We start from the raw sequence: 25,011 nt of genomic DNA on the forward strand, positions 1-25,011 counted from the left end.
CAGACTCCGCCTTACTGTGCCGCGAGGCTGACGCCCCACAGACGAGGCTTGGCCACCGGCCAGGAGTGATAGCCACGGACGCTGTCCCGTAGCGCGCCAATGATGGTGCCGTTGTAGATGATCACCATCGGCGTGTCTTGAATCATCATCTTGTGCAGCTGATCGAACAACGCCTGGCGTTTACCCGTGTCGCTCTGGCGCACGGCATCACGCAGCAGCGCCTGGGCTTGCGGGTTGTCCCAGACCTTGCGCGGCTCCTTGCTCTTGTCGCCCATCAGCGAATCGAAGCCCAACGCCGGGTCCAGCCGGGACGAATAGGAGAACGACATCATCTGGTAGTTACCGCTCTGGTAACGCTCCAGCTGGGTGCCCCATTCCAGGGTTTCCATCTCGATATTCAAGCCACTGCCCTGCGCCATGGCCTGGCTCAGCACACCCATGTCGAACATTTGCTGATAGCGTTTGTTGACGATCATCTTGATCGGCTGACCGTGATAGCCCGCCTCTTTCAACAGGCGTTGAGCTTCCTGCGGATCGTATTTATAGCCCTGCCTGGCGGCGGCGCTATAGAAGGCACTGGTCTGCGGAACGGCCGAGTTGTTGGGCTCGGACAGCCCGTTGGACAAAGCGGTGACCATTTGTCCGTAGTCCAGGGAATGCGCAATCGCCTGACGGATGCGCACATCCTTGAGCAACGGGTCATTGGTCTGGAACAGCAGGCCGCAGATCGCCATGATCGGGCTCACCGAGACCTGAATCCCCGGCAGTGTCTTGAGCTCCTGGGCATCGCTGGCGGTCACATCGGGCAGCAAGTCGATATTGTTCGAGAGCAAGGCGGCCTTGGCCGACGAAGCATCGGGAATGATCATGAAGCGCAGCACGTCGACCAACGCCTGCTTCTTGCCGGTGAAACCGTCCGGCCCGGCATCGTCACGGGCGCTGTAATCCTTGAAACGCGCCAACTCTACAGACTGGCCTGGTTTCCAGTCCGCCAGGGTGAAAGGCCCGGTACCGATGGGCGCCTTCCATTTGCCGTCTGCTGCCACTGACTCCGGGTGCAGAATGCCGCCACCGCCGCAATCCGGCCGCGCCATGGACGCGAGAAACAGCCCGCTTGGCTGGTCAAGCTGGAACACCACGGTGAGTGGATCGGGCGTGGCAATGCTGGTGATTTTCGCCCCGCCTCGGCCATCGAATTCCGCCAGGCAGCGCCACTGGGTCTTGGGGTTGAGGTAATGCTCCCAGGTCCACTTGACGTCGGCAGCGCTCAGCGTGGCGCCGTTATGAAAGTGCACCCCTTCGCGCAGTTTGAAGGTGTAGGTCAGGCCGTCATCGGAGACCTGAACCTCCCGGGCCAGCAAGGGGCCGACGGACGCGTCTTCGCGATGGGCTACCAGACCCTCGACGATGTGCAGCATGACCGTGTCGGTATTTTCGTCACGGTTGACGCCCGGCTCGGTGCTGCGGATGTCGGCGTTGAGGCCGACTCGCAACGTGGTGGTGGCCTGGGCCTGCGCAAACGCAGCACCGAGGGCGACCACGCCGAGGGCTTGCAAGGTGACGCAGAGAGATTTGTTCAATATGCGATGCACGGGAGAGGTTCTCCTTCGCTGAAAAGTCCGGCCAGGGGCAGAGCCGGCTTCAAGCCTGTGTTTATGTCGTTTTTGTTATGGCCTGACCTTGATCAGCGCCGCATGCGATTTTGTTTTTTTAAATTCGCACGGACATATTCACAGCATGCTGATTGCTTGTAAATGTTTTTTTGAGCATATAAAAACATTGTTCGTTTTTTTTGCCCTCAACCCTCCCTCATGTGCAGCCGCCCGCTCAAAGCCTGAACCGATCCACCGACTGCGACAGCTTGCCTGCCAACGTGGCCAGTTCATCGGTCGTTGTGGCGGTCTGGCCGATGACTCGACTGTTGTCTTCAGACATGCCGGCGATCATTTCCACCTGATGGGCAATTTCGTTGCTGGCCAGACTTTGCTCGCCAATCGTGCGGCTGATGTCGTTGACCAGTTGAGTGGTGTTCAGCGTGGCGTCGAGAATTGCCCGGATCGCCCGCTCGACCTCGGCGGTAACGGCCATGCCTTTGTCGACCTGCGCAACGCCGGCCTCCATGCTGGTGACGGCTTCACGGGTGCTTAGCTGAATGCGCGCAACCATGTCGGCGATTTCCTGGGTGGAGGCGCTGGTGCGACCCGCCAGGCTGCGGACTTCGTCGGCCACCACGGCAAACCCGCGTCCCTGCTCACCGGCGCGCGCGGCTTCAATGGCGGCGTTGAGTGCCAGCAGGTTGGTTTGATCGGCAATGCCCTTGATCACCTGAATGATGCTGAAAATCCCTTCGGACTCTTTGTCCAGCGTGCGGATGACCTGAGCGGACTGCTGCGCCGAACGCGCGATGCCATCCATGTCATTGACCACCTGGTGGATCACCCGGCCGCCATCCTTGGCCAGCGTTTCCGCTTGATTGGCCATGTTCAGCGCGCGCTCGGCGTGCCGGGTGATTTCCTCGATACTCGCGGTCATTTCGCTGGCTGCTGCGGCCATGGTGCTGGCGGCACTGCTCTGCTGCTGACTGCTGCCGGCCACTTCGTGACAACCACTGCTCAGACGCTCGCTCATGCCGCTCACGCCGTGAGCGTTGCTGCGAACCACCTCGATCATACCGCGCAGGTCGCGCTGCATGGTCGCCAGGCTGCGGATCAACGTGCTGGCTTCGTCCTTTGCGGTGGGCTCGACAATCGGCTCACTCAAATTGCCCCGGGCGATGCTGTCGGCGATACGACTGGCCGATTGCAGCGGACCCATGATGCTCAACATCACCCAGCGTCCCTGGGCGAGCAACAACAGCAGGCTGGCGATGAGTACGCCACCCAGTGCCATGTTGGCGTTGCTGATGGCTTGCTGTGTGCCGACACTGGTCTGCTGTGTATCGGTTTCAATCAACTCGCTGAGGGCAGCCATCTGCCCCTCGAGCTGGCTGAACGCCGCGTTGAAGGTGCCCAGGTCTTTTTGCGCGGCATCGGGATTTTCCAGCGCCAGACCTACAATGCGTTCGGCCGCACTGATATAGGTATCGAGGCTCGGCTTGACCTTGTTCAGACCCGTCTTGATGGTGTCGTTGACCGGCAGCTTGAGGTTATTGCCCAGCACCTCACGAAAACGCGCGGCATGTTCGTCGATGGAACTGCGCACCTCGGCTTTGCTGCTGGTGCTTTTGCCTAACCCGACCAGCATCGCGGACAGGACGTCGGCGCGCAGGGCGTCATGCATCATGTCGGCCTCAAGATGGTTGCGCAGCGCGGCCATGCTGACCTCATTGTCGTTCACCGCCCCCGCCATGTGCGTATTACCCAGATATCCGGCCAGGCTCATGATCAAGGCCGTGAGCAGGCCGGTGCCAATCAGCAGAATCAAGCGTAATTTTATCGACACTTTGGGCATTCCTGGTCAGTTGGGTAAAACCATGCGCGGATGGTTTCTCTGAACAGGTTATCGACCGGGTGAGCGGGTAATTGAAGGCGATTTCCAAACGACTGTTTCTTTACGACCTGTGGTCAGGGTCGGCCAGCATGGCGCGCAAAGTCATCGCGTTACTCACTGCAAAACCGCTGGCGGTGTTATCGAAGATGCACCAGATCACGCTCCCGGCTTGCGCCGCCTGGCGCATCTGTTGCGCCAGATTTTCCAGCCGGTCGCGGTCATAGTTGCTGTGATAAATGCGCGGGGAACCGTGCCAGCGCCAGTACTGAATCCCCGGCCAGCCGCCCGGTGCGTCACCGCCCGGGATAGGCGATGGATCAGCCGCCACTCGCCCGATGCGCTGTTCGACCAGCAGCGCGTGGGCGTTCAGCCAACTGTCGTGCCGGGGTTCAAGCACCACCGGGCCAGCGTAACGCTGGCGCAACGCGCTAAAGAATGCGTCGGCTACGGCTTCGTCATAGGCCAGCGACGGCGGCAACTGCACCAGCAAACAGCCCAGCGAGTCCCCGAGCGCGGTGCATTGGGAAAGGAATTCCTCCAGCAACGACTCGCAGTCCTGCAAGCGCTGAACATGGGTAATGAGTTTTGGCATTTTGACCGAAAACCGGAACGTCGCCGGCACCGATTCGGCCCAGCGCGCATAGGTTTGAGGTCGATGCGGGCGGTAGAAAGAACTGTTGATTTCGACCGCCGTCAGTTGCGACGCGTATCGCTGCAGGTGGGTGCCGTCAGCCGTGAACAGCGACCAATGCTCGCGAGGCAAGCTCCAGCCGGCACAACCGACGTAGACAGGTGGCATGTGATTGGCCTCGCTCAGTAACCGGTTTTTTTCACCTTAGTTCAATCGATTACCGCCCCTTCAACATCGTTCAAACAAATCGGTTTATCGAACCCCTCCCCAAGCGATGGGTCTGCTCTTGTATAACTTCTCGGAAATACTCCAATGCTCGCTCAAAACACGCTTGTCTTACTCGCTCGGGGCGGATACGCCGCTCGAGGTGTTCTTTATCTGATTATTGGCATTTTCGCTCTGTTGGCGGCTCATGACTCAACAAAACCCAAAGACAGTCACAAAAGCCTGGAGGCGCTGTTAAGCCAGCCATTCGGATATGTCCTGGTCGGCCTAGTCGTGGCCGGTTTGCTGGCCTTCGCCGGATGGCGAGTTCTGCAAGCGATTCGCGACGTCGATCATCACGGTACGCAACTCAAGGGTTGGGTGATTCGTGCAGGTTTATTGGCGGGAGGTCTGGTTAACGGTGCCCTTGCGTTTTTTGCATTGGGCCTGCTCATCACCGGCCTTCGCAGTTCAGGCAGCTCCGGAGGTGAGAACACAAAGGATTTACTGGCGCATCTTCTGTCCTGGGATCACTCGAACGTGTTGGTCTACCTCGTTGCACTCGTGCCATTGGGTGTCGGCATTGCTCACATCATCAAAGGATGGAAGGCGACCTTCGAGAAGTACTTTGAAGCTGACGAAGATGTAATGCGTTACATACGCCCGGTGTCTCGATTTGGACTGATAGCCCGAGGCGTGGTGTTTATCGAGATCGCCCTGCTGCTCGCGATGAGCGGTTCCCGGTTTGAAGCCACGAATCCCCCGGGCTTGAAGGAAGCCCTTGATGCTCTTCAGAACCTGCCAGCCGGCGCTTTGATTCTGATGGTGATGGCGCTGGGGTTGATTGCCTTTTCGGCCTACAGTTTTTCCGAAGCGGCCTGGCGAAAAATAAATATGGATGTGCCGGGGGTTTCTGGGTCGTAGTCGACAGGTGCTGTTGTTGAAGGTTGAGATAAGGACACCGCGGGCTCGGGCGAGTTAAGTGTCCGGGTCCAGAATTTTCAGCCACGGCCAGCGCACCTGATAACTCCTGGCCTTCTGCTCGAACAGATGCCGCTGAAGGTTGACCGGGTTGATCCGCAACAGACCTTCCTCGATGTCACTCAATCCATAAGGCGCATACACCTCGCCCGTCGGTACGTCGACGCCGATACAGGTTCCCGCGATCAGGTATCGATCAACCCCCTCCTTCGCCGAGTTCAGCTGGGGATACGCCCCGCCAAACCGCTCGCCGTACCAGAGGTGAACCCGTGCCTGGTTCTTGATTTCAATGCTCACATCGAGGTCGTGGAACAGTGCGCCGGCGGCCTGGATGACGTCATTCTCGGCCTCCCATGACACGTCCTCATCAAAGTAGAAAACGTCATAGTCCTTGATGCCCCATGCAACGGGTCGCTCAGCCTGATGGTTCCAGACCGCCTGAAACAGGCAGCCTGCGGTGAGCATGCACTGGTTCAGGCCAAGCGCGGGCAAACGCTTGAGTATCTCGGCGTTTGCCGGGTTGGTCATGGCGATGTCGATCAAGCGTTGGGTGGTCAGTGTCATGCGCACTCCTTGTCCGGTATGAAAATCCCTGGAGACGGACAATACATTAGAAACGTCAGCGTTCTTGCCACTAAAATAGCGCCTTTCGATTCCCGGGATCACGAGCATCATGGATGAACTGCACCGAGGAAGCTGCCTGTGCGGCGCCGTCACCTATCACGTGTCGGGCGCGCTGAAAGCCGTTACGCATTGCCATTGCAGTCAATGCAGAAAGGGTCACGGGGCAGCGTTTGCAAGCTATGCCAGCGCACCTCGCTCGACGCTGTCGATTGACCGGGGCATGCATGTCCTCAAGACCTTTCATTCGTCTGAAGGGGTCGCGCGACAGTTTTGTGGCGAGTGCGGGTCTTCGCTGTTCTGGTCTGACTCGAAGGGTGATTTTTCGGACTGGGTATCGGTGGCGATCAGCACGCTGGACACGGCGCTTCTGATCAAGAAACACAAACATGTGCACGTCGAGTCGAAAGCGTCTTGGTATCCGATTGACGAACCGTTAACGGCTTACCAAGGGTAAGGTCACGACGAACTCGCTGCCCTTGCCATCGCCGTCGCTCATGCCGATCACGGTACCGCCATGAGCCTCGACCAATTCGCGCACCACCGTCAGGCCAATGCCCAGGCCGGCCCCATTGAAGCCGACGGCATGAACGTCCTGAACGAAGGGTTCGAAAATGAACGGCAGCGCCTTGGCCGAAATACCGATGCCATCGTCGCGAATGCTCATCGTCAGGCTGTCACCTTCGACCGTGACTGCAAGCGTGACGACGCCACCTGCGGGCGTGTATTTGGCGGCGTTGCCCAGCAAGTTGCCAAGGATTTGTGTAAGCCGCACGGGATCGCCGTCTACCGCCAGCGTTTGCTCGGGTAACTCTGCGGTGAACAACAAATGATGCGCCGTCATCAGCGGGCGGCACACCTCGATCGCGTCCAGGATGATCGGCACCATGTCGATCAAGCAGCAGTTGAGACGCAGCTTGCCGGTACTGGCGCGCGAGACATCGAGCAAATCATCCACCAGCCGTGACATGTGCCGAACCTGACCTTCGATCAGCTTCTGCATGCGCGGCAGCTCATCACTGGGCACCCGCACCAGCCGGCCGGCCGGCGATCATGCTGATGGGCGTCAGCGGGTTGCGCAATTCGTGGGCGACGAGGGTCAGGATGTTGCGTTGCTGCTCCAGCGAGTGCTCAGCCGACGCTTGCAACTGTTGCGCGCTGAGGGCGGCGATCACCAGTTGTTCGTTGGCTTCGCGCATCTCCAGGAGCATCTGCTGCTCTTGCTCGGTACGCTGTGATTTTTCTGCATCGGACTGGGCCAGCAGGATCGCCAGCACCAGCTGTTGATTGGCCTCGATCAACTGTTCGACCTGCTGGCTATCCACCAGCCGGCTACTGGTGTCACTCAACTCCTTTTGCAGCGCCGCCAGTACGGCTCGCGCTTCCACGGTTTTCTGACCGAGCAGGAACAATTCGCGAGTGGCAAATGCCAGCGCTTCCTCGTTCCGGCTATCGGTCCCGTTCATGATCTTGGCTCATCCATTGTCGAGGACTGTGTGCTGCCGGGTTGGTCGGCCACCGAGCAACCCTTCCTGATCGGGCAGCATCTCACCGATCTGCAACCCGTTATCGTCGACGCGATACAGGCGCAACTCATCAGAGTGAGCACTGGCCCGTACCTTGACCACGGCCATGATGCGCAGCAAGCGGCTCTGCACTTCAATGTAGCGCTGCACGATGATCGCATCGGTGAGAAACGCCGTGCCGTAAGGACTGAATCGCAAGTCGGTATAGCGGTCTTCCAGTTCCGAGGTCATCAGCACGCTGACGCCCGCGCCGGTCAATGCAGTGACCATGCGCGACAGCGACTCGCGAAAGTCTTCGCGGAAGGTCGGTGCCAGCGCCAGCTCGAAGCCCGACAGCGAATCGATCACCACGCGAGTTGCTTTCAACCGGTCGATTTCGCTGAGCAGCAACTGGACGATTTCATCAATGGACAGGTCGGGTGCGCGACTGTCCACCAGGCCCACTTTGCCGGCCTGGATCAGGTTGGCCAACGTAGCGTTCTGGGAATGGTTGGGACGCTGTTCAAACACCGCAATCACACCGGTTTCCCCGTTGCGCGCACCTTCGGCAAGGAAGGTCGCGGCGAGGATACTTTTGCCCGAACCCGACGGCCCCGCCACCAACAGTGAATAACCCCGAGGCAACCCGCCGCCGAGCATCTTGTCGAGTTGCGGCACGCCCATCTTCAAGCGCTTGACAGGGAACTCCAGCGGCGTATCAACAAGGTGGTGTGCTGCCGGCGCAAAGACTTTGATCCCCGACGTGGCAATGCGGAACGTGTGCAACCCTGGCAGCGTCGGCTGGCCGCGCATCTTCATGATTTCCATCTTGCGGACCATGGAGTTGCGTTGAACGCTTTGACGCAGCCAGATCAGGCCATCGGCCACGGTGAAAATCGGGTTGGTGTCGGTTTCGGTAAAGTACTCGCCGATCAGGAAGGTCGTGGCCTGCCAGGTCGTCATCAACATGCCCAGTTGCTGGACGAACTGCGGCAGGTTGTTGTTCGGGTTGTCCTGGGTCTGGCTGGCCAGCACCACTGAACGGAACGAGTCGACGAACACCAGCGCCGGGGAATGGGTTTCCACCTCGCTGACAATGCGCCGCAGGACTTCGTCCAGGTTGCCGGCCAGGGTGTCGTCCGCCAGGTTGATGTAGCGAATCGAATGGTTGATCGCTTCGCTGTCGAAAAAGTCGAACTGCTGCTGGTAACGCAGCATCTTCAATGGCGGCTCGCCGAGCACGGTAAAGAACAACGCAGGGCGTTCCGGTGTCGCCAGGGCGAACATCATCTGGTGCGCCAAGGTGGTTTTGCCGCAACCTGGCGGGCCGGCGATCAGGTTGAACGAAAATTCCGGCAGACCTCCACCCAGCACCTCGTCCAGGCCTGGCACGCCGGTGGCCAGACGGTTGATCGTTACTTTGGTGCTCATGGCGAAATTTCCTGCGAAGGGGTGTCGCTCAAAGAAGGTCCCCACACGTCACGAAGCAAACGTGCGGTGAGCGAGGGCCCGATCAGCGTGGTCAACAACTCGTAAAACGTGGTCAGCAGCACTTCACCGAAAAACAATCCATCGGTTTCGCTCTGTTCAACGAGCACGGACTTGAGGGCAATAAGATCCAGCGTCGACTGCACACTGTCGTAGGTGCCGGCCAGACGTGGATGGTTTGAGGCGCACAGGTGGATGCTGCGGCGATAAAGCGCGACAACCCCTTGTTGGCCGATGATGGGCGTGAGGGCTGCGCCCATATCCTGCAAGGTGGTAACGAGCGCCTGGGCGATCCTGGCAATGTCAGCGTTGGGACCCACACGGTGCGCCAGAGAAGCTACGATCTGGCGGCTCTCTTCGCTTTGCGCGGTCATGGCAAACTGATATCTGATGGTCAGAACTCGATAGTACACCCTCTGTCAGGCCTTGATACGTTAATAAACACCTCGTTGGGGCGGGTGACCGAAAACGTTGATGCGCATCAGAACTTTCTTTTTCCAGCTTGATCTGTAGATTCAATAAGACTATAAATTAGTCTATAGATTAAGCGTTAAGGAAGTTTTCATGGCCGTTACCCTTCAAGCACAAGCATTTTCCAAGAGCCAATGTGTCACCGGCCTTCGCGCGGCCGTCGGCATCATCGAAAAGTGGGGCGCTTCCAGCGAACAGGCCTGCCGGATCCTGCGTATATCCCGCAGCACCCATACCCGCGCGAAGCAACGCGACCCTGATTGGTCCGTGTTGCTGGACGCCGATCAGATGCAGCGCATCAGCTTTGTGCTCAACATCCACGCGGCGCTGCGCCTGGTGTTTGATAATCCCGAAAATGTGTATGGCTTCCCGGCGATGCCCAATGCGAACGAGTTTTTCAACGGGCGTACTCCGTTGGACATCATGTCTCAGGGCGACATGATTTCGCTGTATGAAACCTTCCGCCGCATCGACGTGCTGCGAGGCGCGCAATGGTGACGCTGAAGCAGCTGCCCGAGTTCACTGGCGAACTGCTGCAGGCTTATCGGCTGGTCAACTCGAAATTCCCGCCCATCGACCTGTTCGATGACGTCGCCGACGCGCAAGAATTCGAGGTGCTGTATCAGTTGCAGGCGCTCACCAATCCCAGGCTGAAAAACGAAATCGGTCAGCTTGAGATGATTGCGCGAAGCGAGATCCCTTTCGGTATTCCTGGCTGCTCTTACGCAATAGCCCCCTTCACCCACGTCAACCCTGCCGGCTCACGATTCAGCGATGGCAGCTTTGGCGTGTTGTACCTGGCAGCATCCATGGAAACCGCGCTCGCCGAAGTGCAGCATCACCAGGGTTTGTACTGGTCGAAAGTCCGGGGCCTGAACTATGAGCGGTTTGTATTCCGGGGTTTGTCCTGCTCCTTCATCAATACGGCGATGAAAGATGCCAACTCCATCGCGAGCACAGATCCGATCTACGCGCCGGACGATTACTCGCATTCCCATCGTTTGGGCAAGGCCATCAAAGAGGCCCGTTGCCCCGGCATTCGTTATCACTCGGTGCGCCTGCAAGGTGGCTACTGCTGGGCACTGATGACACCCAGGCCGGTCTCACAGATTATCCAGACGGCCCATTATGAAATGATCTGGAACGGGCAGATCACCGGGGTCAATAAAATCAGCGAAGCGTGATCGAGACCGGTCATCTGCCCTCTTCATCGCGAGCAAGCTCAGCTCCTACAGGGATTGGTGGCGCGCACAAAATCCCGCACCCGGCGAAGATCCAATTGTAGGAGTGAGCCTGCTCGCGATGGCGGCCTGACAGCCAACAATTTCTCGTCCGCAATAGCCAGTTTCTGCAGATCATTATCCATATCGAGCACGTTTCAGTGTCGCGATGATGCACCAAATTGGGAGGTTTATTAAAAAGCAAAAAGCTGTGCGATTACCGGTCAACTGCCTTTGTCCCCTCGTTGACCACGTCATACCCTTGGGCGCTGCAACTGTGTATCCACAACAAAAACATAAGCGAGAAATCACTTTGAAGCGTCCGATCCAAACCCCGTTATGTCTGGCCTTGCTGGCTGCCGTTGCCACCACTTCAAGCCAGGCCGCCGACCTCAATTGGGTGGACCCAGCGGTCACCTCGGTCAATCAGGAAGTCATCGATCTGCGTCACACCATCCACCAGCATCCGGAACTGGGAAACCTCGAATTCAAAACCGCTGCCCTGGTCGCCGAGCGTCTCAAGGCATCGAACATCGAGGTGCGCACGCAAGTCGGCAAGACCGGCGTCGTCGGTGTCCTGAAAGGTGGTTTGCCCGGTCCTGTGGTAGCCCTGCGTGCCGACATGGATGCGTTGCCCGTCAAGGAGATGACCAACCTTCCCTTCGCCAGTCAGGCGACGAGCGTCAGGCTAGGCAAGAGCGTGCCGGTGATGCACGCCTGTGGCCACGATACCCATACGGCGATGCTGCTGGGTGCCGCCAAGGTACTGGCCGAACATCGGGATCAGGTTCGCGGCACGGTGGTGTTCCTGTTCCAGCCGGCCGAAGAAGGCGCTGCGGACGTCGACGAATTCCAGACCGACACCCTGATCGGCGCGCAAGCGATGATCCGCGATGGCGCCCTCGACTCACCGAAGGTCGAAGCGGTATTCGGCGTGCACGTGATGGCGGGATACCCGACCGGGCACCTTTATTACAAGTCCGGGACCGTGCTCAACAGCAGCGATTCATTCCGCATCACGCTCAAGGGGCAACAGACCCACGGCTCCGCGCCCTGGAGCGGGATCGATCCGATTGTCACCAGCCAGAGCATCATCAGCGGCTTGCAGACCCTGGTCAGCCGGCGCATCGATTTGACCAAGGGCATGGGCGTGATCAGCGTCGGCACGATCAATTCCGGCTCGGCGGCGAACATCATCCCCGAGACTCTGGAGATGACCGGGACCATTCGCACCAACAACGCCGATATCCGCGAAACCCTCCTGCAAAAAATGCCACCACTGGTTAGCGGCATCGCCAGCGCATATGAAACCGAAGCCAAGCTGCTGCTCGTGAACAACGCACCGGTGACCACCAACGACCCGAAACTCACCGAGGCCATGGTGCCGGCATTGGAACTGGCCGCGCCGGGCAAAGTCGAGCGGCTTGAGGCGTCATTGTCACCCAGCGAAGATTTCTCTTACTACGCGCGCAAGGTGCCCGGACTCTTCGTGTTCCTTGGCGCGACGCCCGAAGGCCAGGACATGAGCAAGGCGCCGAACAACCACAGCCCTTACTTCACCGCCGATGACGCCACCCTCGCCACTGGCGTGAAGGCGCATGTGCAGTTCGTCATGAACTATCCCGGGCGATCGGCTGTGACACCTTGACTAAAGCCGAAAGCGTTGCTGCAGGGCATGGGAAAGCAGGTCCACCGCTTCATCGCCGGCTGATGACAGCGAACGCATAAACACAATCTCGTGCGCCTGTATGGCGGGAAAACCGTCGAGGATCTGCATGTTTTCCGTCACACGGGCGCGGTCGATCAAACTGATCGCCAGCCCGGCCTCCACGCAGGCCTTGATGGCCTGATTAGAGGGGCTTTCCAGCACCACGCGAGCGCGTCGGCCACTGTGCTTGAGCGATTCCATCATGGCTTGCCGATAAGGGCATTGCGCCGCATGCACGGCCAGCGGCAGTGGATCCGTCGTGGCCATCGGGGTATTGGCCGGCCCCACCCAGACAGGCGTGGTGGAGACCAGTAACTGCGCCTGCGCGCTCGACTGCCCCTCGGGTTGCGCAATCACAGCGGCCTGAAGCCTTCCCCGCAGCACCTGATCACGCAGCGCATAACTGGGCGCTGTCTTTAACTCCAGCACCACGTTGGGCCAGGCGGCGGCGAATGTCGGCAGGATGTCGCGGATCACGTGCGTGGCATATTCGTCGGGCACGCCCAAGGTGATGCGCCCTGACAAATGGGTGCCATGCAGGTCGGCCAGCACCCGGTCGTGGGTGCACAGCAATTCTGTCGTCGACACCAGCAGGCGCTTGCCCAGCGCGGTCAGGGAGACTGACTGATTATCGCGATTGAGCAAGCGGCCGCCGGCGACTGCTTCAAGCCGCTGGATATGCACACTCACCGCTGCCGGGCTCTTGTGCAACTGCTCGGCTGCCGCACTGAATTTGCCTATCCGCGCCACAGCATGAAAGGTACGCACCAGCTCAATATCGAGGATCGCTGTCATGATTCCGTCTTCGTGAATGACTCATGCATTTAATTTTGATTTATTAGATTACGCTGATTTCGTAGCCTGTGGCGATGAACCAGCACACTCCGATTTCATGTCATCAGCAAGCCACGCCTGACCGGCGCCAGACGCTTCCCCTGCCCTTGCTTGAGGCCGGGTTGATTCTGACGTGGAGCTCAGGATTCGTCGGTGCGCGATTCTCGCTTGATTACGCGCCACCCTTGCTGGTGGTGTTCTGGCGCTGTGTCGTGGTCACGCTCATCCTGTTTCCTTTCGTCGCCAGGCCATTGCGCCAGACCTCGCTTGCCGTGCTGTTGAAGAACGCAGGCATCGGTCTTCTGGCCATGGCGGGCTATCTGGCCGGTGTCGTGCAAGGTATTGCCCTGGGCGTACCGGCGGGACTTGCGGCGCTGTTCGCGGACCTGCTGCCGATGGGCATGGCCTTGCTCGCGGCGGTCGTCCTTGGGCAACGAATGGTCTGGCAAGTCTGGGCGGGGCTGGTCATCGGCCTTATCGGGGTGGTGCTGGTGACCCATGGCGCGCTGGGATGGGGCAACGCGCCTCTGTGGGCTTACGGCTTGCCGCTGCTGGGCATGCTGTCGCTCGCTGTGGCGACGCTCTGGCAAAAGCATTTACCCGCTTCGCAATCCCTGGGGCTGCTGCCCAACCTCTGGCTGCAATGTGCGGTCTCCAGCGTTGCATTCGCCGTCGTCGAGGGCGCGCAGGGCAGCTTGATGCCAATAGCCAACACAGGGTTTGCGCTGAGCGTGCTGTGGACGGTCGGTTTATCGACGCTCGGCGGGTATGGGCTTTACTGGATCTGCCTGCGCCGCGCCACGGCCACTCGAGTCGCCAGCGTCTTGTACTTGAGCCCACCCGTGACGATGCTCTGGGCCTGGGCCATGTTCGATGAACCGTTGTCATGGCAAATGATCGCAGGCATGGCCGTGTCAGGGATTGGCATCTGGCTGGTGGTGCGTTCGGAGGGTCGGCAAACATCGCGCCAAAACTGATGTTCGCTGATTCCGTACCTGTCCTATTCTTTTCTCCAGGCAACCACACCGGACAGCGAAATGCATGATCCCGAATCCACCCTCCTCCACAGCTGGCACCACAACGCCCACTCCTGGATAGAGGCTATCCGAACCGGCAGCATCGACAGCCGCCTCAAGGTCACCGACCAGGCCATCCTGCTGGCAGTGCTGGGCCGTCAGCCCGAGCGCGCACTCGACCTGGGCTGCGGTGAAGGCTGGCTATTGCGTGCGTTGAGCGAACGCTCCATCGAAGCGATCGGTGTGGATGGCGACGCTACGCTGGTTGAGTTTGCACGCACCTCGAGCGCCTGCCGGGTGCACTTGGCGAACTATGAAGAATTGGTGGCGGCGAAGGTCGACATTGGCAATGCGTATGACGTGATCTGCGCCAACTTCGCCCTGCTGCATCAGGACATCATTCCTCTGCTCGCCGCCATGAATGCCCTGCTCGCCCCGGGTGGCGCACTGCTGATCCAGACATTGCATCCATGGGCCGCAGCAGGCGGCGACTATCAGGATGGGTGGCGAGAAGAAACGTTCGAGGGGTTCAAAGGGGATTGGCAGCCCATGCCCTGGTACTTCCGGACTCTGTCCAGTTGGGTCAACGCGCTGGACATGGCCGGGTTTCGCCTCGCCAGTGTGCAGGAACCCCAGCACCCGCAAAGTCCGCTGCCGCAGTCGCTTTTGCTGGTGGCGGAGCAACGAATACGTGACGACGGCCAACCCTGCGAAAATTCATCTTAAACGCTTACAATCGCGCCCTTCATTTCCAATCAGGCACCCCGTCAGGCTATGGCGCTCGACCCTCCCACCCTCTTGATACTGTCCATCGCCCTCGCCGCGGCCGCCGCGCTGTACCTGGCGATTGAGTGGCGCAACGTTCGGGAGCCCTCGCTGCTGTTCTGGAGCGCGGGTTTTGCGACGATCACCGTGGGATCGACCCTGGCCTTGCTGCGCGGAAGCGGCCTTTTACTGATCGGCATCTGGTTTGCCAACGGTCTGCTGGTGACCGCTCACTGGCTGTTCCTGATGGGCGTTGCGCGCTTCACACAGGCGCGACTGTCGCGCGCCTGGTACCTGATTTTTGTCGCATGGATCGCCATGCTGATGTTGCCGGGGGAGCAGCCCTGGTCGAAGGTCATGCTGCTGGTCAATTCGCTGTTGGTTGCCCTGCCGACGCTCAAGGCAAGCATGCTCCTGCGCCCCCACGGCAAATCCCTGAGCGTGGGAGCGGGACAACTGCGCTATGTGTTGCTGATCCACGGCCTGTTCTACCTCGTCAAGGCATTAACGGCGGTGGTTCCGGGCACGCTGATCGATCTTGCTGCCCTGCGTGGCGAGATCATCCAGATTTCGTTGGTCGAAGGTGCGATGGCGATCATGCTGATTGCGTTGTCGATGACCGGATCCGAGCGCTATCGCCGGGAGAAACGGATCGCACGGCTGGCCTCCCGTGATCCGTTGACCGCCCTGTACAACCGCCGCGCCCTGGAGATGCGAGCGCCGCGACTCATGGAGAAAGCTTCGACCGAGCGGCCGGGTGCCTTGTTGTTGATCGACATCGACAACTTCAAACTGGTCAACGATTTGTACGGCCATACTGCCGGTGACCGGTTGCTTGTCGCACTGAGCGAAATGATTCGTTCGGGACTGCCGGAAGGCGCGCTGGCCGCCCGGTTGGGGGGTGACGAATTCGTGATTTTGCTGAAAAACGCATCGACCGAACGCATTGAGACGTTGGGTAGCGCGCTGCGTGAAGAGTTTCATAAAGCGGCTGTCCAGACATTTGCCACGCCTGAACCGGTCACCCTGAGCATCGGCGCCAGCCTGTTCGATCAGCCGCCTGCCAGCCTGGCGGCATCGATCGAGCAATGTGACGCTGCGCTCTACGAGTCCAAACGCGGCGGACGCAACAGCATCCGCCTGGTCGATCGGACCCGCGCGAGTGGCGAGGCACAGTGGACTCGTTGACTCGCCGCTCCCAGGCGCTTGTGCAGATGACTTACCAGCGCATGCCCTTGAACGGATTCCAACCCTGCTCGCCCTTCTGTTCCTTCAGGTAATAAGCGTAGTTAGTGGAAAGTGCATACAACATGTTCATCGCAAACCCTACGGCAAAGTTGACCTGCTTGGCATAGCTGAACTCGACCAGCGCGAAGACAACATCCAGCACGAGGGTGAGCGCAATAATGATCGCAATCAGCGTCAGGTTCTTTTTCCACAGTCCCAGCACAAACAGGTAAATCGGGCCAAAGAAGAACGCGATAATGTTTGCGTTGATGGTTATCTTCCGTTTAAAGGGAAGCTGCTGGAGTGCCGGTTTGTATCCCGGCGCATTCGGCGCACCGTAGGTATCGAAAAATGCAAAACGCTCCTGCCATTTCGCGCTGTACTTGCTGTGGTCCTGCACTTGATCTGTCGTGCTCATTCGATAATTCCCTGTAGTCCCTGAATGGTGTGTTTCTTCCAGACTTCCTTAAAAGTGCGGTGTGTCGTGTGCTGCCGACCCACAGTACTCTCATTTCAAATGCAATGATTACGATTCAGGTACATCGGAGAAAAGGATCGGCTGTCAGGTCGCCTCGCTTTGTTTTTGATTTGCTGTTGATCTTGATCTTCTTGCCCCATCGGCAGGCCGAGCGCAGGTTCTGCGCAGTGGGCAACCCGGCATGGATGCCGGGTTAGCCGCGCACGGCCATGGATGGCCGATCGCGGCGGGCCCACGGAGCAGGACCGGAGTGAGGGTATGCCGAGCCCAGGCGAGGCACCGGACGAAAGGGGCAAGAGCGTTTGGTTACTTGGCGCTCTTCCAAGTGACTCGCTGTAAGAGCGAAACCAATAGAAGCCGTGACCGCAGGAATGGATATGTACACCATCAAAAATTTCACTGCCGATCAGACCGCCATCGCGAGCAAGCTCGCTCCTACAGTTTGATCCGGTTACATCAGGAAAGAATCGGTCGGCTATCAGGCCACCATCGCTGGCAAGCCAGCTCCCACACTTGATCGGGTGACATTCGGGAGAGAATGGTCGGCTGTCAGGCCGCCTAATTTTGGCTTTTGATCTGCCTTTGATCTGCCTTTGATCTGCTTTTGATCTGCTTTTGATCTTCTTGCCCCATCGGCAGGCCGAGCGCAGGTTCTGCGCAGTGGGCAACCCGGCATGGATGCCGGGTTAGCCGCGCACGGCCTTGGATGGCCGATCGCGGCGGGCCCACGGAGCAGGACCGGAGCGAGGGAATGCCGAGCCCAGGCGAGGCACCGGACGAAAGGGGCAAGAGCGTTTGGTTACTTGGCGCTCTTCCAAGTGACTCGCTGTAAGAGCGAAACCAATAGAAGCCGTGACCGCAGGAATGGATATGTACACCGGCAAGAATCTCACCGCCGATCAGACCGCTATCGCGAGCAGGCTCGCTCCTACAGTTTGATCCGGTTACATCAGGAAAGAATCGGTCGGCTATCAGGCCGCCATCGCTGGCAAGCCAGCTCCCACACTTGATCGGGTGACATTCGGGAGAGAATGGTCGGCTGTCAGGCCGCCTAGTTTTGGCTTTTGATCTGCCTTTGATCTGCCTTTGATCTGCCTTTGATCTGCTTTTGATCTTCTTGCCCCATCGGCAGGCCGAGCGCAGGTTCTGCGCAGTGGGCAACCCGGCATGGATGCCGGGTTAGCCGCGCACGGCCATGGATGGCCGATCGCGGCGGGCCCACGGAGCAGGACCGGAGCGAGGGTATGCCGAGCCCAGGCGAGGCACCGGACGAAAGGGGCAAGAGCGTTTGGTTACTTGGCGCTCTTCCAAGTGACTCGCTGTAAGAGCGAAACCGATAGAAGCCGTAACCGCAGGTATGGATATGTACACCGGCAAGAATTTCACCGCCGATCAGACCGCTATCGCGAGCAGGCTCGCTCCTACAGTTTGATCCGGTTACATCAGGAAAGAATCGGTCGGCTATCAGGCCGCCATCGCTGGCAAGCCAGCTCCCACACTTGATCGGGTGACATTCGGGAGAGAATGGTCGGCTCTCAGGCCGCTATCGCGAGCAGACCTACTCCTCCAGTCGACCCGGATTTTCACGATCGCGCTCATACCGTCTCGTCAACGGAAACGACGGTAACCAGGATTCACGCCGCACGATCCAGCTCTCGTAGGTCGGCGTGAGTTGGTCCGGTGCATCGAGGGACCCCAGGTTCACTTCGATTTCGTCGTCGGTTCGCGCAAAGACCGAGGAGCCACAACGAGGGCAGAAAAACCGACCGGCGTAGTCCCGTGTTTCGCCCTCGATGGTCACCGCCTCCTGAGGAAATATGGCGCTCGCGTGAAACAAGGCCCCGTGGTGTTTGCGGCAGTCGAGGCAATGACACAGGCCCACCCGATAAGGCCGACCAATCGCCTCGAGGCGAACGTTGCCACACAGGCAACCACCGTTGAATCGCTCCATGCTGCACCTCCTCTGAAAACCTATGGCATGTACGCGACATCGTGCGGATCAAGCGCCGGTCACCCCTTCAGAGCCGCCTCAATCGCCGCGACGTCGATTTTTTTCATCTGCATCATCGCTTCGAAGGCACGCTTGGCCGCCGCTCGATCAGGGCTGGCGATGGCCGTCGACAAGATGCGTGGCGTGATCTGCCATGACAAACCCCACTTGTCCTGGCACCAGCCACAGACGTTCTACCTACCGCCATTGCCGATGATCGCGTCCCACAAACGGTCCGTTTCAGCCTGATCGTCGGTCGCCACCTGAAATGAAAACGCCTCGTTGTGTGTGACCCCCGATCCGCCGTTCAGACCCAGGCAAGGAATGCCCATCACCGTGAACTCGACCGTCAAGACATCGCCCTGCTTGCCCGCCGGATAATCACCCGGCGCCCGATTGACGGCCCCTACGGCACTGTCCGGGAACGTCTTGGCATAAAACGTCGCTGCATCCAGGGCCGTGCCGTCGTACCAGAGACAAATCGTATTTTTACTGATCATCTTGGTTCTCCAGGATAGAACTGAGACAACAATTCTAGCAGTGGATACGCAGATCCAATTGTAGGAACAAAGCTTGCTCCCACAGGTGACCAGGCATGCACACCCGTTCAGTGACTGGTGAAGATGTAGTTGTGGGAGTGATGTATCATCCGCCCGGGCCGATGCTGCCCGCCGCTCGCTTCCGAAAGGACAGGTGAAAGCATCTCTTCTCTCCAAATCCTGTTGATTCTCTTGAAGGTCGAGGTTTGGCAACGCGAGCACCCACATGCCTGGACCACAGGAGGAACAATGATTTCAATCGAGCAAGCCAAGCAGATGGCCAAGCGGTTGCGCACTTCGCTGGAAGGTCGCAATCAAGAGGTGTCCCACGCCACCGCGCTTGAAACAGTGGCGCAGCAGTTGGGCTACAAGGACTGGAACACCGCAGCAGCGCTGCTGCCACAGGAAAACGCCACGCCCGGGATAACGTTCGACAAAGCCATCCCGATTTTGCGGATGTTTGACGAGGCCAAGGCGCGTGAGTTCTACCTGGATTTCCTGGGGTTCAGCGTCGAATTCGAACACCGTTTCGAAGCCGATCTACCGCTGTACCTGGGCATCAGCCGCAACGGCCTGCACCTTCATCTCTCGGAGCATCATGGCGATGCGAGCCCTGGCTCGACGATATTCGTCCCGATGCAAAATATCGAACTGCTGCGGGACGAGTTACAGGGCAAACGCTACGGGTACGGACGGCCGGATATCGTTGAACAGGGCTGGGGAAAGATCCTTGAGGTCTACGATCCTTTCGGTAACCGGATCCGGTTCTGCCAAAGCTGACCTCGCCGTGCGGACTGGGTAACCCGGTCCGCTTCGGTCATCTTCAAGCAGTTGAAAAACCCGGTCGCTCCTGGCAAAGGTCAGAGAGCGTCCGGGCTCACCCCTGACTCTGGCACGTTGAGAAAGGTGTTCCAGACCTCATAAGCATCGTGATGCCGTCGAGTCGCCTCTTCCCATACTGGCCCGGACACACATCTGGAGGAGACCAGCTGCATCATGCCCATGGTAGCGGCGTCGAGTTCGATTAGAAGTTCGTGAGATTTGGTTCTGAAGTCGTCTACCGATGTCATTGAGTGCGCCCCGGGCGGATATCACCGCCATTGCGAAGCAAACCTCCACCGTTCATCGAGTGAATCCATCCGAGATAATTCATACCGTCTGACCGCCGGTACGTACACGTCTTCACCCTACTCCCTGTATCAGCTGCCGAAGGCTGCATTCGGCGGCTGCTAAAGGGGTGCCCAGAATGCTTTTCAGTCGGTACTGTCCGGCCAAGGCGTCAACACCTGATAACCCTCGTCTGTGACCGCCACCATGTGTTCCCACTGCGCTGAGAGGGACTGATCCTTGGTGACCACGGTCCAGCCATCGGCCAGGGTTTTCACATGGCGTTTGCCGGCGTTCAACATGGGTTCGATGGTAAAGATCATGCCGGTCTTGAGCGTCATCCCCTGGCCGGGATAGCCATAGTGAAGAATCTGCGGCTCATCGTGATAAACCTTGCCGATTCCGTGACCGCAGTATTCGCGCACGACGCTGAAACCGTCTTTTTCCGCAACCGTCTGAATCGCGTGACCAATGTCACCCAGCGTAGCGCCGGGGCGAACCGTGCGAATGCCGGCCCACATCGCCTCATAGGTGGTATTGATCAGCCGCAGTGCGTCCGGAGTGGGATCACCCACGCAGTACATGCGGCTGGTGTCGCCGAACCAGCCATCCTTCACCACGGCAATGTCGATGTTGACGATGTCGCCATCCTTCAGTGGCGTCTTCGACGGGATGCCATGGCAGACCACATGATTCACGGACGCACAGACCGTTTTGGGGAATCCGTGGTAGCCGACGTTGCCGGGAATGGCTTTCTGTACATTGACGATGTAGTCGTGGCAACGCTGATCAAGCTCGTCGGTCGTCACTCCCGCCTTCACGTAAGGAGCAATCATCGCCAGCACCTCCGCGGCCAGCATGCCCGCCACACGGGACTGTGCTATTTGTGCCGGCGTGTTGATCGGGACGTGCGCCTTCATTGCTTGGCTCCCATGGCCGCATGAACCTGATCTGCCCGAGGAAATTCCTCCAGCGTACCCAACGCCTTCAAATCAAGCCCCCCTGCCAGTTCGGCACGAATCAGCAAGCGACAGATGTCACTGTGATCAAGATTTGGATGGAGCTCCGCCAGCATGCCGATGCGCATCCAGTGTTCGGCCTGGGCGTTTATCGAGCGACTCAACGCATCGCTGGCGACCCGTAGATTCTCGTGCATGTGCTCTGAAATTTTTACGATACCCATTGCCTTACCTAATATGAAATGCATATGAAACGTATATTAAGTATGAAGCCTGTGGATTGCAAATGCTCGGACATCAACCCCCTGCCCTTTGAAGATCAGGGTTGGTATAACGTCAGGCTTCGCAGAACAACAAAAACAGGAGTCGAACATGTCCGAGCTGAACCTGCACCCCAACGCCTTGGCGTCCTTGAGCCAGTGGCACCAGATGATTGCCAACGCTGATTTGCACGCCTTGCCCGAATTGCTGGCACCCGACGTGGTCTTCCGCTCGCCGATGGCGCACACGCCCTACCCCGGTGCCGCCGTGGTGGCGATGATTCTCACCACGGTGTTCGACGTCTTCGAGAATTTCAAATATCACCGTGAACTGGCCACCGCGGACGGTTTGAATGTGGTGCTGGAGTTCAGCGCCAACGTGAACGGAAAAGAGTTGAAGGGCATCGACATGATTCGGTTCAACGAAGAAGGCAAGATTGTCGATTTCGAAGTAATGGTCCGGCCGTTGAGTGGCTTGCAGGCGTTGGGGGAACAGATGGGGCAGCGGCTGGGTACTTACCTGGCGGCGAGCAAGGCTTGAGTTTGGGGTAATTTGTTGAAAGATCGCAGCCTCGTTGCATTCGGCAGCGGCTACAGGGATCGGCGGGACGCGTTTTTGTAGCAGCTGGCGAAGCCTGCGTTGGGGCGCGAAGCGGCCCTGTTTTTCAAGCCGACATCACATTGTTCTGGCCAGCGACCGCTACGCAGTCGAACGCAGGCTTCGCCAGCTGCTACAGAGATCCACGTCTGCAGGAGCGGTGAGCTGTCGAGTGAAACGAGGCTGCGATCTTTTGATCTTTCTTTACCCCGACTCCAGCCCACCAGCACAACCGGCCAGCCATCCACAGTTGCGAATGACACCATCCCGACCTATGGTCCATGCCAGACGTCGCCCGTTTTTGGTGCGACGACTTGCAGCGAATTGCTGTCCATCCATTGCGAATTCAGTAGCGAGGTGACGACATGCCCAGCGACTCCCGCCCTGCCGTGCTCGAACTGATCGGCAACACGCCACTGGTGCGTGTCAGCCGCTTCGATACCGGCCCGTGCACCCTGTTTCTCAAACTCGAATCACAGAACCCCGGCGGTTCGATCAAGGATCGCATCGGCCTGGCAATGATCGATGCCGCTGAACGCGATGGTCGCCTCAAACCCGGCGGCACTATCGTCGAAGCCACCGCCGGCAACACCGGTCTTGGCTTGGCCCTGGTCGGCCGCGCCAAGGGCTACCGAGTGGTCCTGGTGGTGCCCGACAAAATGTCCACCGAGAAAGTCCTGCACTTGAAGGCGATGGGCGCCGAAGTGCACATCACCCGCTCCGACGTCGGCAAAGGTCATCCCGAGTACTACCAGGATGTTGCCGCGCGCCTGGCTCAGGACATTCCCGACGCGTTCTTTGCCGACCAATTCAACAACCCGGCCAATCCCCTCGCTCACGAATGCAGCACCGCGCCTGAAATCTGGGCGCAGACCCAGCATGATCTGGACGCCATCGTGGTCGGCGTAGGTTCCGCTGGCACCCTGACCGGATTGACGCGTTTTTTCAGCCGCGTGCAACCGGATCTCGAAATGGTGCTGGCTGACCCGGTGGGCTCGGTGATGGCCGAGTACAGCCGCAGCGGCACGCTCGGCACGCCGGGGTCCTGGGCCGTCGAAGGCATCGGCGAAGACTTTATCCCGTCAATTGCCGACCTCTCCAGTGTGCGCAAGGCTTACTCGATCAGCGACGAGGAAAGCTTCGATCACGCCCGCCAACTGCTGCGCGCCGAAGGCATTCTCGGTGGTTCTTCCACCGGCACTCTTCTAGCGGCGGCGTTGCGCTACTGCCGCGAACAAACCGAGCCCAAGCGCGTGGTCAGTTTCGTCTGCGACACCGGCACCCGCTACCTGTCCAAGGTTTACAACGACCAGTGGATGAACGATCAAGGCCTCCTGCAGTACAAACGCTACGGCGATTTGCGCGACCTGATCGCCCGGCGTTTCGAAGATGGCCGGGTGATCAGCGTCGGTCCGGACGACACCCTGCTCACGGCGTTCCAGCGCATGCGCCTGGCCGATGTCTCGCAGTTGCCGGTACTGGTGAACGGGCAACAACTGGTCGGCGTGATCGATGAATCCGACATCCTGCTCGGCATGCAGGAAGACGCGTCGCACTTTCGCATGACCGTCGCCAGCGCTATGACCAACAAGGTTCAAACCCTGCCGCCCGGCGCCGGCCTGGCAGAACTCCAGGCGGAGCTCGACCGCGGACTGGTGGCGATCATCGCCGACGCTGCGGGGTTCCACGGCCTGATCACTCGCGTCGACCTGCTCAATCATTTACGGAGATCCCTTGCATGAGTCAGCACGATGAAACCGCCCCGCCACATGCGTTTGCCACCCGCGTGATCCACGCCGGGCAGACGCCGGACCCGTCCACCGGGGCGTTGATGCCGCCGATCTACGCCAACTCCACCTACCTGCAACAGAGCCCCGGCGTGCACAAAGGTCTCGACTACGGCCGCTCACACAACCCGACGCGTTTTGCCCTGGAACGCTGCGTCGCCGACCTCGAAGGCGGCACCCAGGCATTCGCCTTCGCCTCGGGGCTGGCCACGATCTCCACCGTACTCGAACTGCTCGATGCCAATGCACACATCGTCTCCGGCAATGACCTCTACGGCGGCACTTTCCGCCTGTTCGACAAGGTCCGCCAGCGCAGCGCCGGGCACCGATTCAGTTTCGTCGACCTGACCGACCTGTCGGCCTTCGAAGCTGCGCTGCAGGACGACACGCGCATGGTCATGGTCGAGACACCCAGCAATCCTCTGCTGCGCCTCACCGACCTCGCTGCCATCGCTCGCCTCTGCCGTGCCCGAGGTATCATCTGCGTGGCGGACAACACCTTCGCCAGCCCCTGGATACAGCGCCCGCTGGAACTGGGCTTCGACATCGTGCTGCACTCGACCACCAAATACCTCAATGGCCACTCTGACGTGATCGGCGGCATCGCCGTGGTCGGACAAAACCCTGAACTGGCCGAGCGACTGGGCTTCCTGCAAAACGCCGTCGGCGCCATCGCCGGCCCGTTCGACGCGTTCCTTACCCTGCGCGGCGTAAAAACCCTGGCACTGCGCATGGAACGCCACTGCAGCAACGCACTGGAACTGGCGCAATGGCTGGAACGCCAACCGCAAGTCGCACGCGTCTACTATCCGGGCCTGCCGTCACACCCCCAGCACGAGCTGGCACAGCGGCAAATGCGTGGTTTCGGCGGCATGATCTCCCTTGATCTGAACAGTGATCTGGCAGGCGCCAGGCGTTTCCTCGAAAGCGTGCAAATCTTCGCCCTGGCCGAGAGCCTGGGCGGCGTCGAAAGCCTGATCGAACACCCGGCAATCATGACCCACGCCACCATCCCCGCCGACACCCGCGCACAACTGGGCATCGGCGATGCGCTGGTGCGCTTGTCGGTGGGCGTCGAAGATGTGGAAGACTTGCGAGCGGATCTGGCTCAGGCGCTGGCGCGGGTGTGACAA

General features: G+C 59.3%; 25 protein-coding genes and 2 pseudogenes. 12 read left to right on the forward strand and 15 right to left on the reverse strand.

Going from position 1 to position 25,011, the window contains the following annotated elements; all coding sequences use genetic code 11:
• Positions 1-11 precede the first annotated feature (11 nt).
• The 4 genes and pseudogenes from H7698_RS27095 to H7698_RS27105 form a co-directional block, all read right to left on the reverse strand.
• The gene (locus H7698_RS27095; protein ID WP_442966335.1) at positions 12-1,580 is read right to left on the reverse strand and encodes an ABC transporter substrate-binding protein; all 1,569 of its coding nucleotides are present in this window, start codon (positions 1,578-1,580) and stop codon (positions 12-14) included.
• 247 nt (positions 1,581-1,827) lie between these two features.
• Positions 1,828-2,691, reverse strand: a complete 864-nt coding sequence (locus H7698_RS31960) for a methyl-accepting chemotaxis protein (RefSeq protein WP_442966336.1) — start codon at positions 2,689-2,691, stop codon at positions 1,828-1,830.
• Positions 2,686-3,450 (reverse strand): annotated as a pseudogene (locus tag H7698_RS31965) (MCP four helix bundle domain-containing protein); the annotation flags it as partial. The pseudogene H7698_RS31965 and the gene H7698_RS31960, both read right to left, overlap by 6 nt.
• Before the next feature lie 100 nt (positions 3,451-3,550).
• Entirely contained in the window at positions 3,551-4,288 is a 738-nt protein-coding gene (locus H7698_RS27105; protein WP_194693411.1) for a DUF72 domain-containing protein, read from the reverse strand.
• A 144-nt stretch (positions 4,289-4,432) separates the two neighbouring features.
• On the opposite strand from H7698_RS27105, the gene H7698_RS27110 reads away from it, so the two are divergent.
• Positions 4,433-5,248 carry a DUF1206 domain-containing protein gene (locus H7698_RS27110; protein WP_194693412.1) on the forward strand — a complete coding sequence of 272 codons (816 nt, stop codon included), beginning with the start codon at positions 4,433-4,435 and terminating at the stop codon, positions 5,246-5,248.
• A 54-nt stretch (positions 5,249-5,302) separates the two neighbouring features.
• Here H7698_RS27110 and H7698_RS27115 read toward each other — a convergent pair whose 3' ends face one another.
• On the reverse strand, positions 5,303-5,869 hold the full coding sequence (locus tag H7698_RS27115) for a nucleotidyltransferase family protein (protein WP_194693413.1): 567 nt from the start codon (positions 5,867-5,869) through the stop codon (positions 5,303-5,305).
• 109 nt (positions 5,870-5,978) lie between these two features.
• Between H7698_RS27115 and H7698_RS27120 the strand changes: the two genes are divergently transcribed.
• Complete coding sequence (locus tag H7698_RS27120) at positions 5,979-6,383, forward strand: GFA family protein (RefSeq protein ID WP_162440266.1); 405 nt, start codon at positions 5,979-5,981, stop codon at positions 6,381-6,383.
• Here the strand turns inward: H7698_RS27120 and H7698_RS31485 are convergent.
• The 4 genes from H7698_RS31485 to H7698_RS27135 are packed head-to-tail and all read right to left on the reverse strand — an operon-like array spanning position 6,363 to position 9,293.
• Positions 6,363-6,929, reverse strand: a complete 567-nt coding sequence (locus tag H7698_RS31485; protein ID WP_235992966.1) for a sensor histidine kinase — start codon at positions 6,927-6,929, stop codon at positions 6,363-6,365. The genes H7698_RS27120 and H7698_RS31485 overlap by 21 nt on opposite strands.
• A gap of 13 nt (positions 6,930-6,942) precedes the next feature.
• Complete coding sequence (locus H7698_RS31490) at positions 6,943-7,392, reverse strand: hypothetical protein (protein WP_235992967.1); 450 nt, start codon at positions 7,390-7,392, stop codon at positions 6,943-6,945.
• Positions 7,393-7,401: 9 nt separating this feature from the next.
• Entirely contained in the window at positions 7,402-8,862 is a 1,461-nt protein-coding gene (locus H7698_RS27130) for an ATPase domain-containing protein (protein ID WP_194693414.1), read from the reverse strand.
• Positions 8,859-9,293, reverse strand: a complete 435-nt coding sequence (locus H7698_RS27135; protein WP_235992968.1) for a hypothetical protein — start codon at positions 9,291-9,293, stop codon at positions 8,859-8,861. Before H7698_RS27135 ends, H7698_RS27130 begins: the two co-directional genes overlap by 4 nt.
• A 190-nt stretch (positions 9,294-9,483) precedes the next feature.
• Between H7698_RS27135 and H7698_RS27140 the strand changes: the two genes are divergently transcribed.
• The 3 genes from H7698_RS27140 (at position 9,484) to H7698_RS27150 (ending at position 12,258) form a co-directional block, all read left to right on the forward strand.
• Positions 9,484-9,888: a hypothetical protein gene (locus H7698_RS27140; RefSeq protein ID WP_194693415.1), complete on the forward strand. Its 405-nt coding sequence runs from the start codon at positions 9,484-9,486 to the stop codon at positions 9,886-9,888.
• A complete protein-coding gene (locus tag H7698_RS27145; protein ID WP_194693416.1) occupies positions 9,882-10,574 on the forward strand; it encodes an RES family NAD+ phosphorylase in 693 nt (230 codons plus the stop codon). The genes H7698_RS27140 and H7698_RS27145 overlap by 7 nt, the downstream gene beginning before the upstream one ends.
• A 349-nt stretch (positions 10,575-10,923) precedes the next feature.
• A complete protein-coding gene (locus H7698_RS27150) occupies positions 10,924-12,258 on the forward strand; it encodes an amidohydrolase (protein ID WP_194693417.1) in 1,335 nt (444 codons plus the stop codon).
• On the opposite strand, the gene H7698_RS27155 is transcribed toward H7698_RS27150, so the two are convergent.
• Positions 12,259-13,113 (reverse strand): LysR family transcriptional regulator, encoded by an 855-nt coding sequence (locus H7698_RS27155; protein WP_194693418.1) that lies wholly within the window; start codon positions 13,111-13,113, stop codon positions 12,259-12,261.
• 74 nt (positions 13,114-13,187) lie between these two features.
• On the opposite strand from H7698_RS27155, the gene H7698_RS27160 reads away from it, so the two are divergent.
• The 3 genes from H7698_RS27160 to H7698_RS27170 are packed head-to-tail and all read left to right on the forward strand — an operon-like array spanning position 13,188 to position 16,121.
• On the forward strand, positions 13,188-14,129 hold the full coding sequence (locus H7698_RS27160; protein WP_194693419.1) for a DMT family transporter: 942 nt from the start codon (positions 13,188-13,190) through the stop codon (positions 14,127-14,129).
• A 60-nt stretch (positions 14,130-14,189) separates the two neighbouring features.
• Positions 14,190-14,894 carry a class I SAM-dependent methyltransferase gene (locus H7698_RS27165; RefSeq protein ID WP_194693420.1) on the forward strand — a complete coding sequence of 235 codons (705 nt, stop codon included), beginning with the start codon at positions 14,190-14,192 and terminating at the stop codon, positions 14,892-14,894.
• A 48-nt stretch (positions 14,895-14,942) separates the two neighbouring features.
• Complete coding sequence (locus H7698_RS27170; protein WP_194693421.1) at positions 14,943-16,121, forward strand: GGDEF domain-containing protein; 1,179 nt, start codon at positions 14,943-14,945, stop codon at positions 16,119-16,121.
• A gap of 31 nt (positions 16,122-16,152) precedes the next feature.
• Here H7698_RS27170 and H7698_RS27175 read toward each other — a convergent pair whose 3' ends face one another.
• The 3 genes and pseudogenes from H7698_RS27175 to H7698_RS27185 form a co-directional block, all read right to left on the reverse strand.
• The gene (locus H7698_RS27175) at positions 16,153-16,578 is read right to left on the reverse strand and encodes a DUF2628 domain-containing protein (RefSeq protein WP_194693422.1); all 426 of its coding nucleotides are present in this window, start codon (positions 16,576-16,578) and stop codon (positions 16,153-16,155) included.
• A 1,618-nt stretch (positions 16,579-18,196) separates the two neighbouring features.
• Positions 18,197-18,589, reverse strand: coding sequence for a GFA family protein (locus H7698_RS27180; RefSeq protein WP_194693423.1), 393 nt, complete (start codon positions 18,587-18,589; stop codon positions 18,197-18,199).
• Between the two features lie 59 nt (positions 18,590-18,648).
• Positions 18,649-19,128 (reverse strand): annotated as a pseudogene (locus H7698_RS27185) (VOC family protein).
• 288 nt (positions 19,129-19,416) lie between these two features.
• Here H7698_RS27185 and H7698_RS27190 point away from each other — a divergent pair.
• Positions 19,417-19,947: a glyoxalase superfamily protein gene (locus H7698_RS27190; protein ID WP_162440672.1), complete on the forward strand. Its 531-nt coding sequence runs from the start codon at positions 19,417-19,419 to the stop codon at positions 19,945-19,947.
• Positions 19,948-20,420: 473 nt separating this feature from the next.
• Here the strand turns inward: H7698_RS27190 and map are convergent, their stop codons facing one another.
• Together map and H7698_RS27200 are read right to left on the reverse strand one after the other, a co-directional pair.
• Positions 20,421-21,194, reverse strand: a complete 774-nt coding sequence (map, locus tag H7698_RS27195; protein ID WP_194693424.1) for a type I methionyl aminopeptidase — start codon at positions 21,192-21,194, stop codon at positions 20,421-20,423.
• Entirely contained in the window at positions 21,191-21,457 is a 267-nt protein-coding gene (locus tag H7698_RS27200; protein WP_194693425.1) for a ParD-like family protein, read from the reverse strand. Before H7698_RS27200 ends, map begins: the two co-directional genes overlap by 4 nt.
• A 148-nt stretch (positions 21,458-21,605) precedes the next feature.
• On the opposite strand from H7698_RS27200, the gene H7698_RS27205 reads away from it, so the two are divergent.
• From H7698_RS27205 to H7698_RS27215, 3 genes are all read left to right on the forward strand, one after another.
• Positions 21,606-22,034, forward strand: a complete 429-nt coding sequence (locus tag H7698_RS27205) for a nuclear transport factor 2 family protein (RefSeq protein WP_194693426.1) — start codon at positions 21,606-21,608, stop codon at positions 22,032-22,034.
• Positions 22,035-22,456: 422 nt separating this feature from the next.
• Positions 22,457-23,833, forward strand: coding sequence for a pyridoxal-phosphate dependent enzyme (locus H7698_RS27210; RefSeq protein WP_194693427.1), 1,377 nt, complete (start codon positions 22,457-22,459; stop codon positions 23,831-23,833).
• Entirely contained in the window at positions 23,830-25,008 is a 1,179-nt protein-coding gene (locus H7698_RS27215; protein ID WP_194693428.1) for a trans-sulfuration enzyme family protein, read from the forward strand. Before H7698_RS27210 ends, H7698_RS27215 begins: the two co-directional genes overlap by 4 nt.
• Positions 25,009-25,011: the final 3 nt, after the last annotated feature.

The organism is Pseudomonas sp. p50(2008) (genome assembly GCF_015351605.1).
Taxonomy (GTDB): Bacteria; Pseudomonadota; Gammaproteobacteria; order Pseudomonadales; family Pseudomonadaceae; genus Aquipseudomonas.

Bases quoted from the DNA above. Each gene is read 5' to 3' on its own strand.
- H7698_RS31960 (WP_442966336.1), bottom strand. From the start codon at position 2,691: ATGCAGCGCGACCTGCGCGGTATGATCGAGGTGGTTCGCAGCAACGCT.
- H7698_RS27105 (WP_194693411.1), bottom strand. From the start codon at position 4,288: ATGCCACCTGTCTACGTCGGTTGTGCCGGCTGGAGCTTGCCTCGCGAG.
- H7698_RS27110 (WP_194693412.1), top strand. From the start codon at position 4,433: ATGCTCGCTCAAAACACGCTTGTCTTACTCGCTCGGGGCGGATACGCC.
- H7698_RS27115 (WP_194693413.1), bottom strand. From the start codon at position 5,869: ATGACACTGACCACCCAACGCTTGATCGACATCGCCATGACCAACCCG.
- H7698_RS27120 (WP_162440266.1), top strand. From the start codon at position 5,979: ATGGATGAACTGCACCGAGGAAGCTGCCTGTGCGGCGCCGTCACCTAT.
- H7698_RS31485 (WP_235992966.1), bottom strand. From the start codon at position 6,929: ATGCAGAAGCTGATCGAAGGTCAGGTTCGGCACATGTCACGGCTGGTG.
- H7698_RS31490 (WP_235992967.1), bottom strand. From the start codon at position 7,392: ATGAACGGGACCGATAGCCGGAACGAGGAAGCGCTGGCATTTGCCACT.
- H7698_RS27130 (WP_194693414.1), bottom strand. From the start codon at position 8,862: ATGAGCACCAAAGTAACGATCAACCGTCTGGCCACCGGCGTGCCAGGC.
- H7698_RS27135 (WP_235992968.1), bottom strand. From the start codon at position 9,293: ATGACCGCGCAAAGCGAAGAGAGCCGCCAGATCGTAGCTTCTCTGGCG.
- H7698_RS27140 (WP_194693415.1), top strand. From the start codon at position 9,484: ATGGCCGTTACCCTTCAAGCACAAGCATTTTCCAAGAGCCAATGTGTC.
- H7698_RS27145 (WP_194693416.1), top strand. From the start codon at position 9,882: ATGGTGACGCTGAAGCAGCTGCCCGAGTTCACTGGCGAACTGCTGCAG.
- H7698_RS27155 (WP_194693418.1), bottom strand. From the start codon at position 13,113: ATGACAGCGATCCTCGATATTGAGCTGGTGCGTACCTTTCATGCTGTG.
- H7698_RS27160 (WP_194693419.1), top strand. From the start codon at position 13,188: ATGAACCAGCACACTCCGATTTCATGTCATCAGCAAGCCACGCCTGAC.
- H7698_RS27165 (WP_194693420.1), top strand. From the start codon at position 14,190: ATGCATGATCCCGAATCCACCCTCCTCCACAGCTGGCACCACAACGCC.
- H7698_RS27170 (WP_194693421.1), top strand. From the start codon at position 14,943: ATGGCGCTCGACCCTCCCACCCTCTTGATACTGTCCATCGCCCTCGCC.
- H7698_RS27175 (WP_194693422.1), bottom strand. From the start codon at position 16,578: ATGAGCACGACAGATCAAGTGCAGGACCACAGCAAGTACAGCGCGAAA.
- H7698_RS27180 (WP_194693423.1), bottom strand. From the start codon at position 18,589: ATGGAGCGATTCAACGGTGGTTGCCTGTGTGGCAACGTTCGCCTCGAG.
- H7698_RS27190 (WP_162440672.1), top strand. From the start codon at position 19,417: ATGATTTCAATCGAGCAAGCCAAGCAGATGGCCAAGCGGTTGCGCACT.
- map (WP_194693424.1), bottom strand. From the start codon at position 21,194: ATGAAGGCGCACGTCCCGATCAACACGCCGGCACAAATAGCACAGTCC.
- H7698_RS27200 (WP_194693425.1), bottom strand. From the start codon at position 21,457: ATGGGTATCGTAAAAATTTCAGAGCACATGCACGAGAATCTACGGGTC.
- H7698_RS27205 (WP_194693426.1), top strand. From the start codon at position 21,606: ATGTCCGAGCTGAACCTGCACCCCAACGCCTTGGCGTCCTTGAGCCAG.
- H7698_RS27210 (WP_194693427.1), top strand. From the start codon at position 22,457: ATGCCCAGCGACTCCCGCCCTGCCGTGCTCGAACTGATCGGCAACACG.
- H7698_RS27215 (WP_194693428.1), top strand. From the start codon at position 23,830: ATGAGTCAGCACGATGAAACCGCCCCGCCACATGCGTTTGCCACCCGC.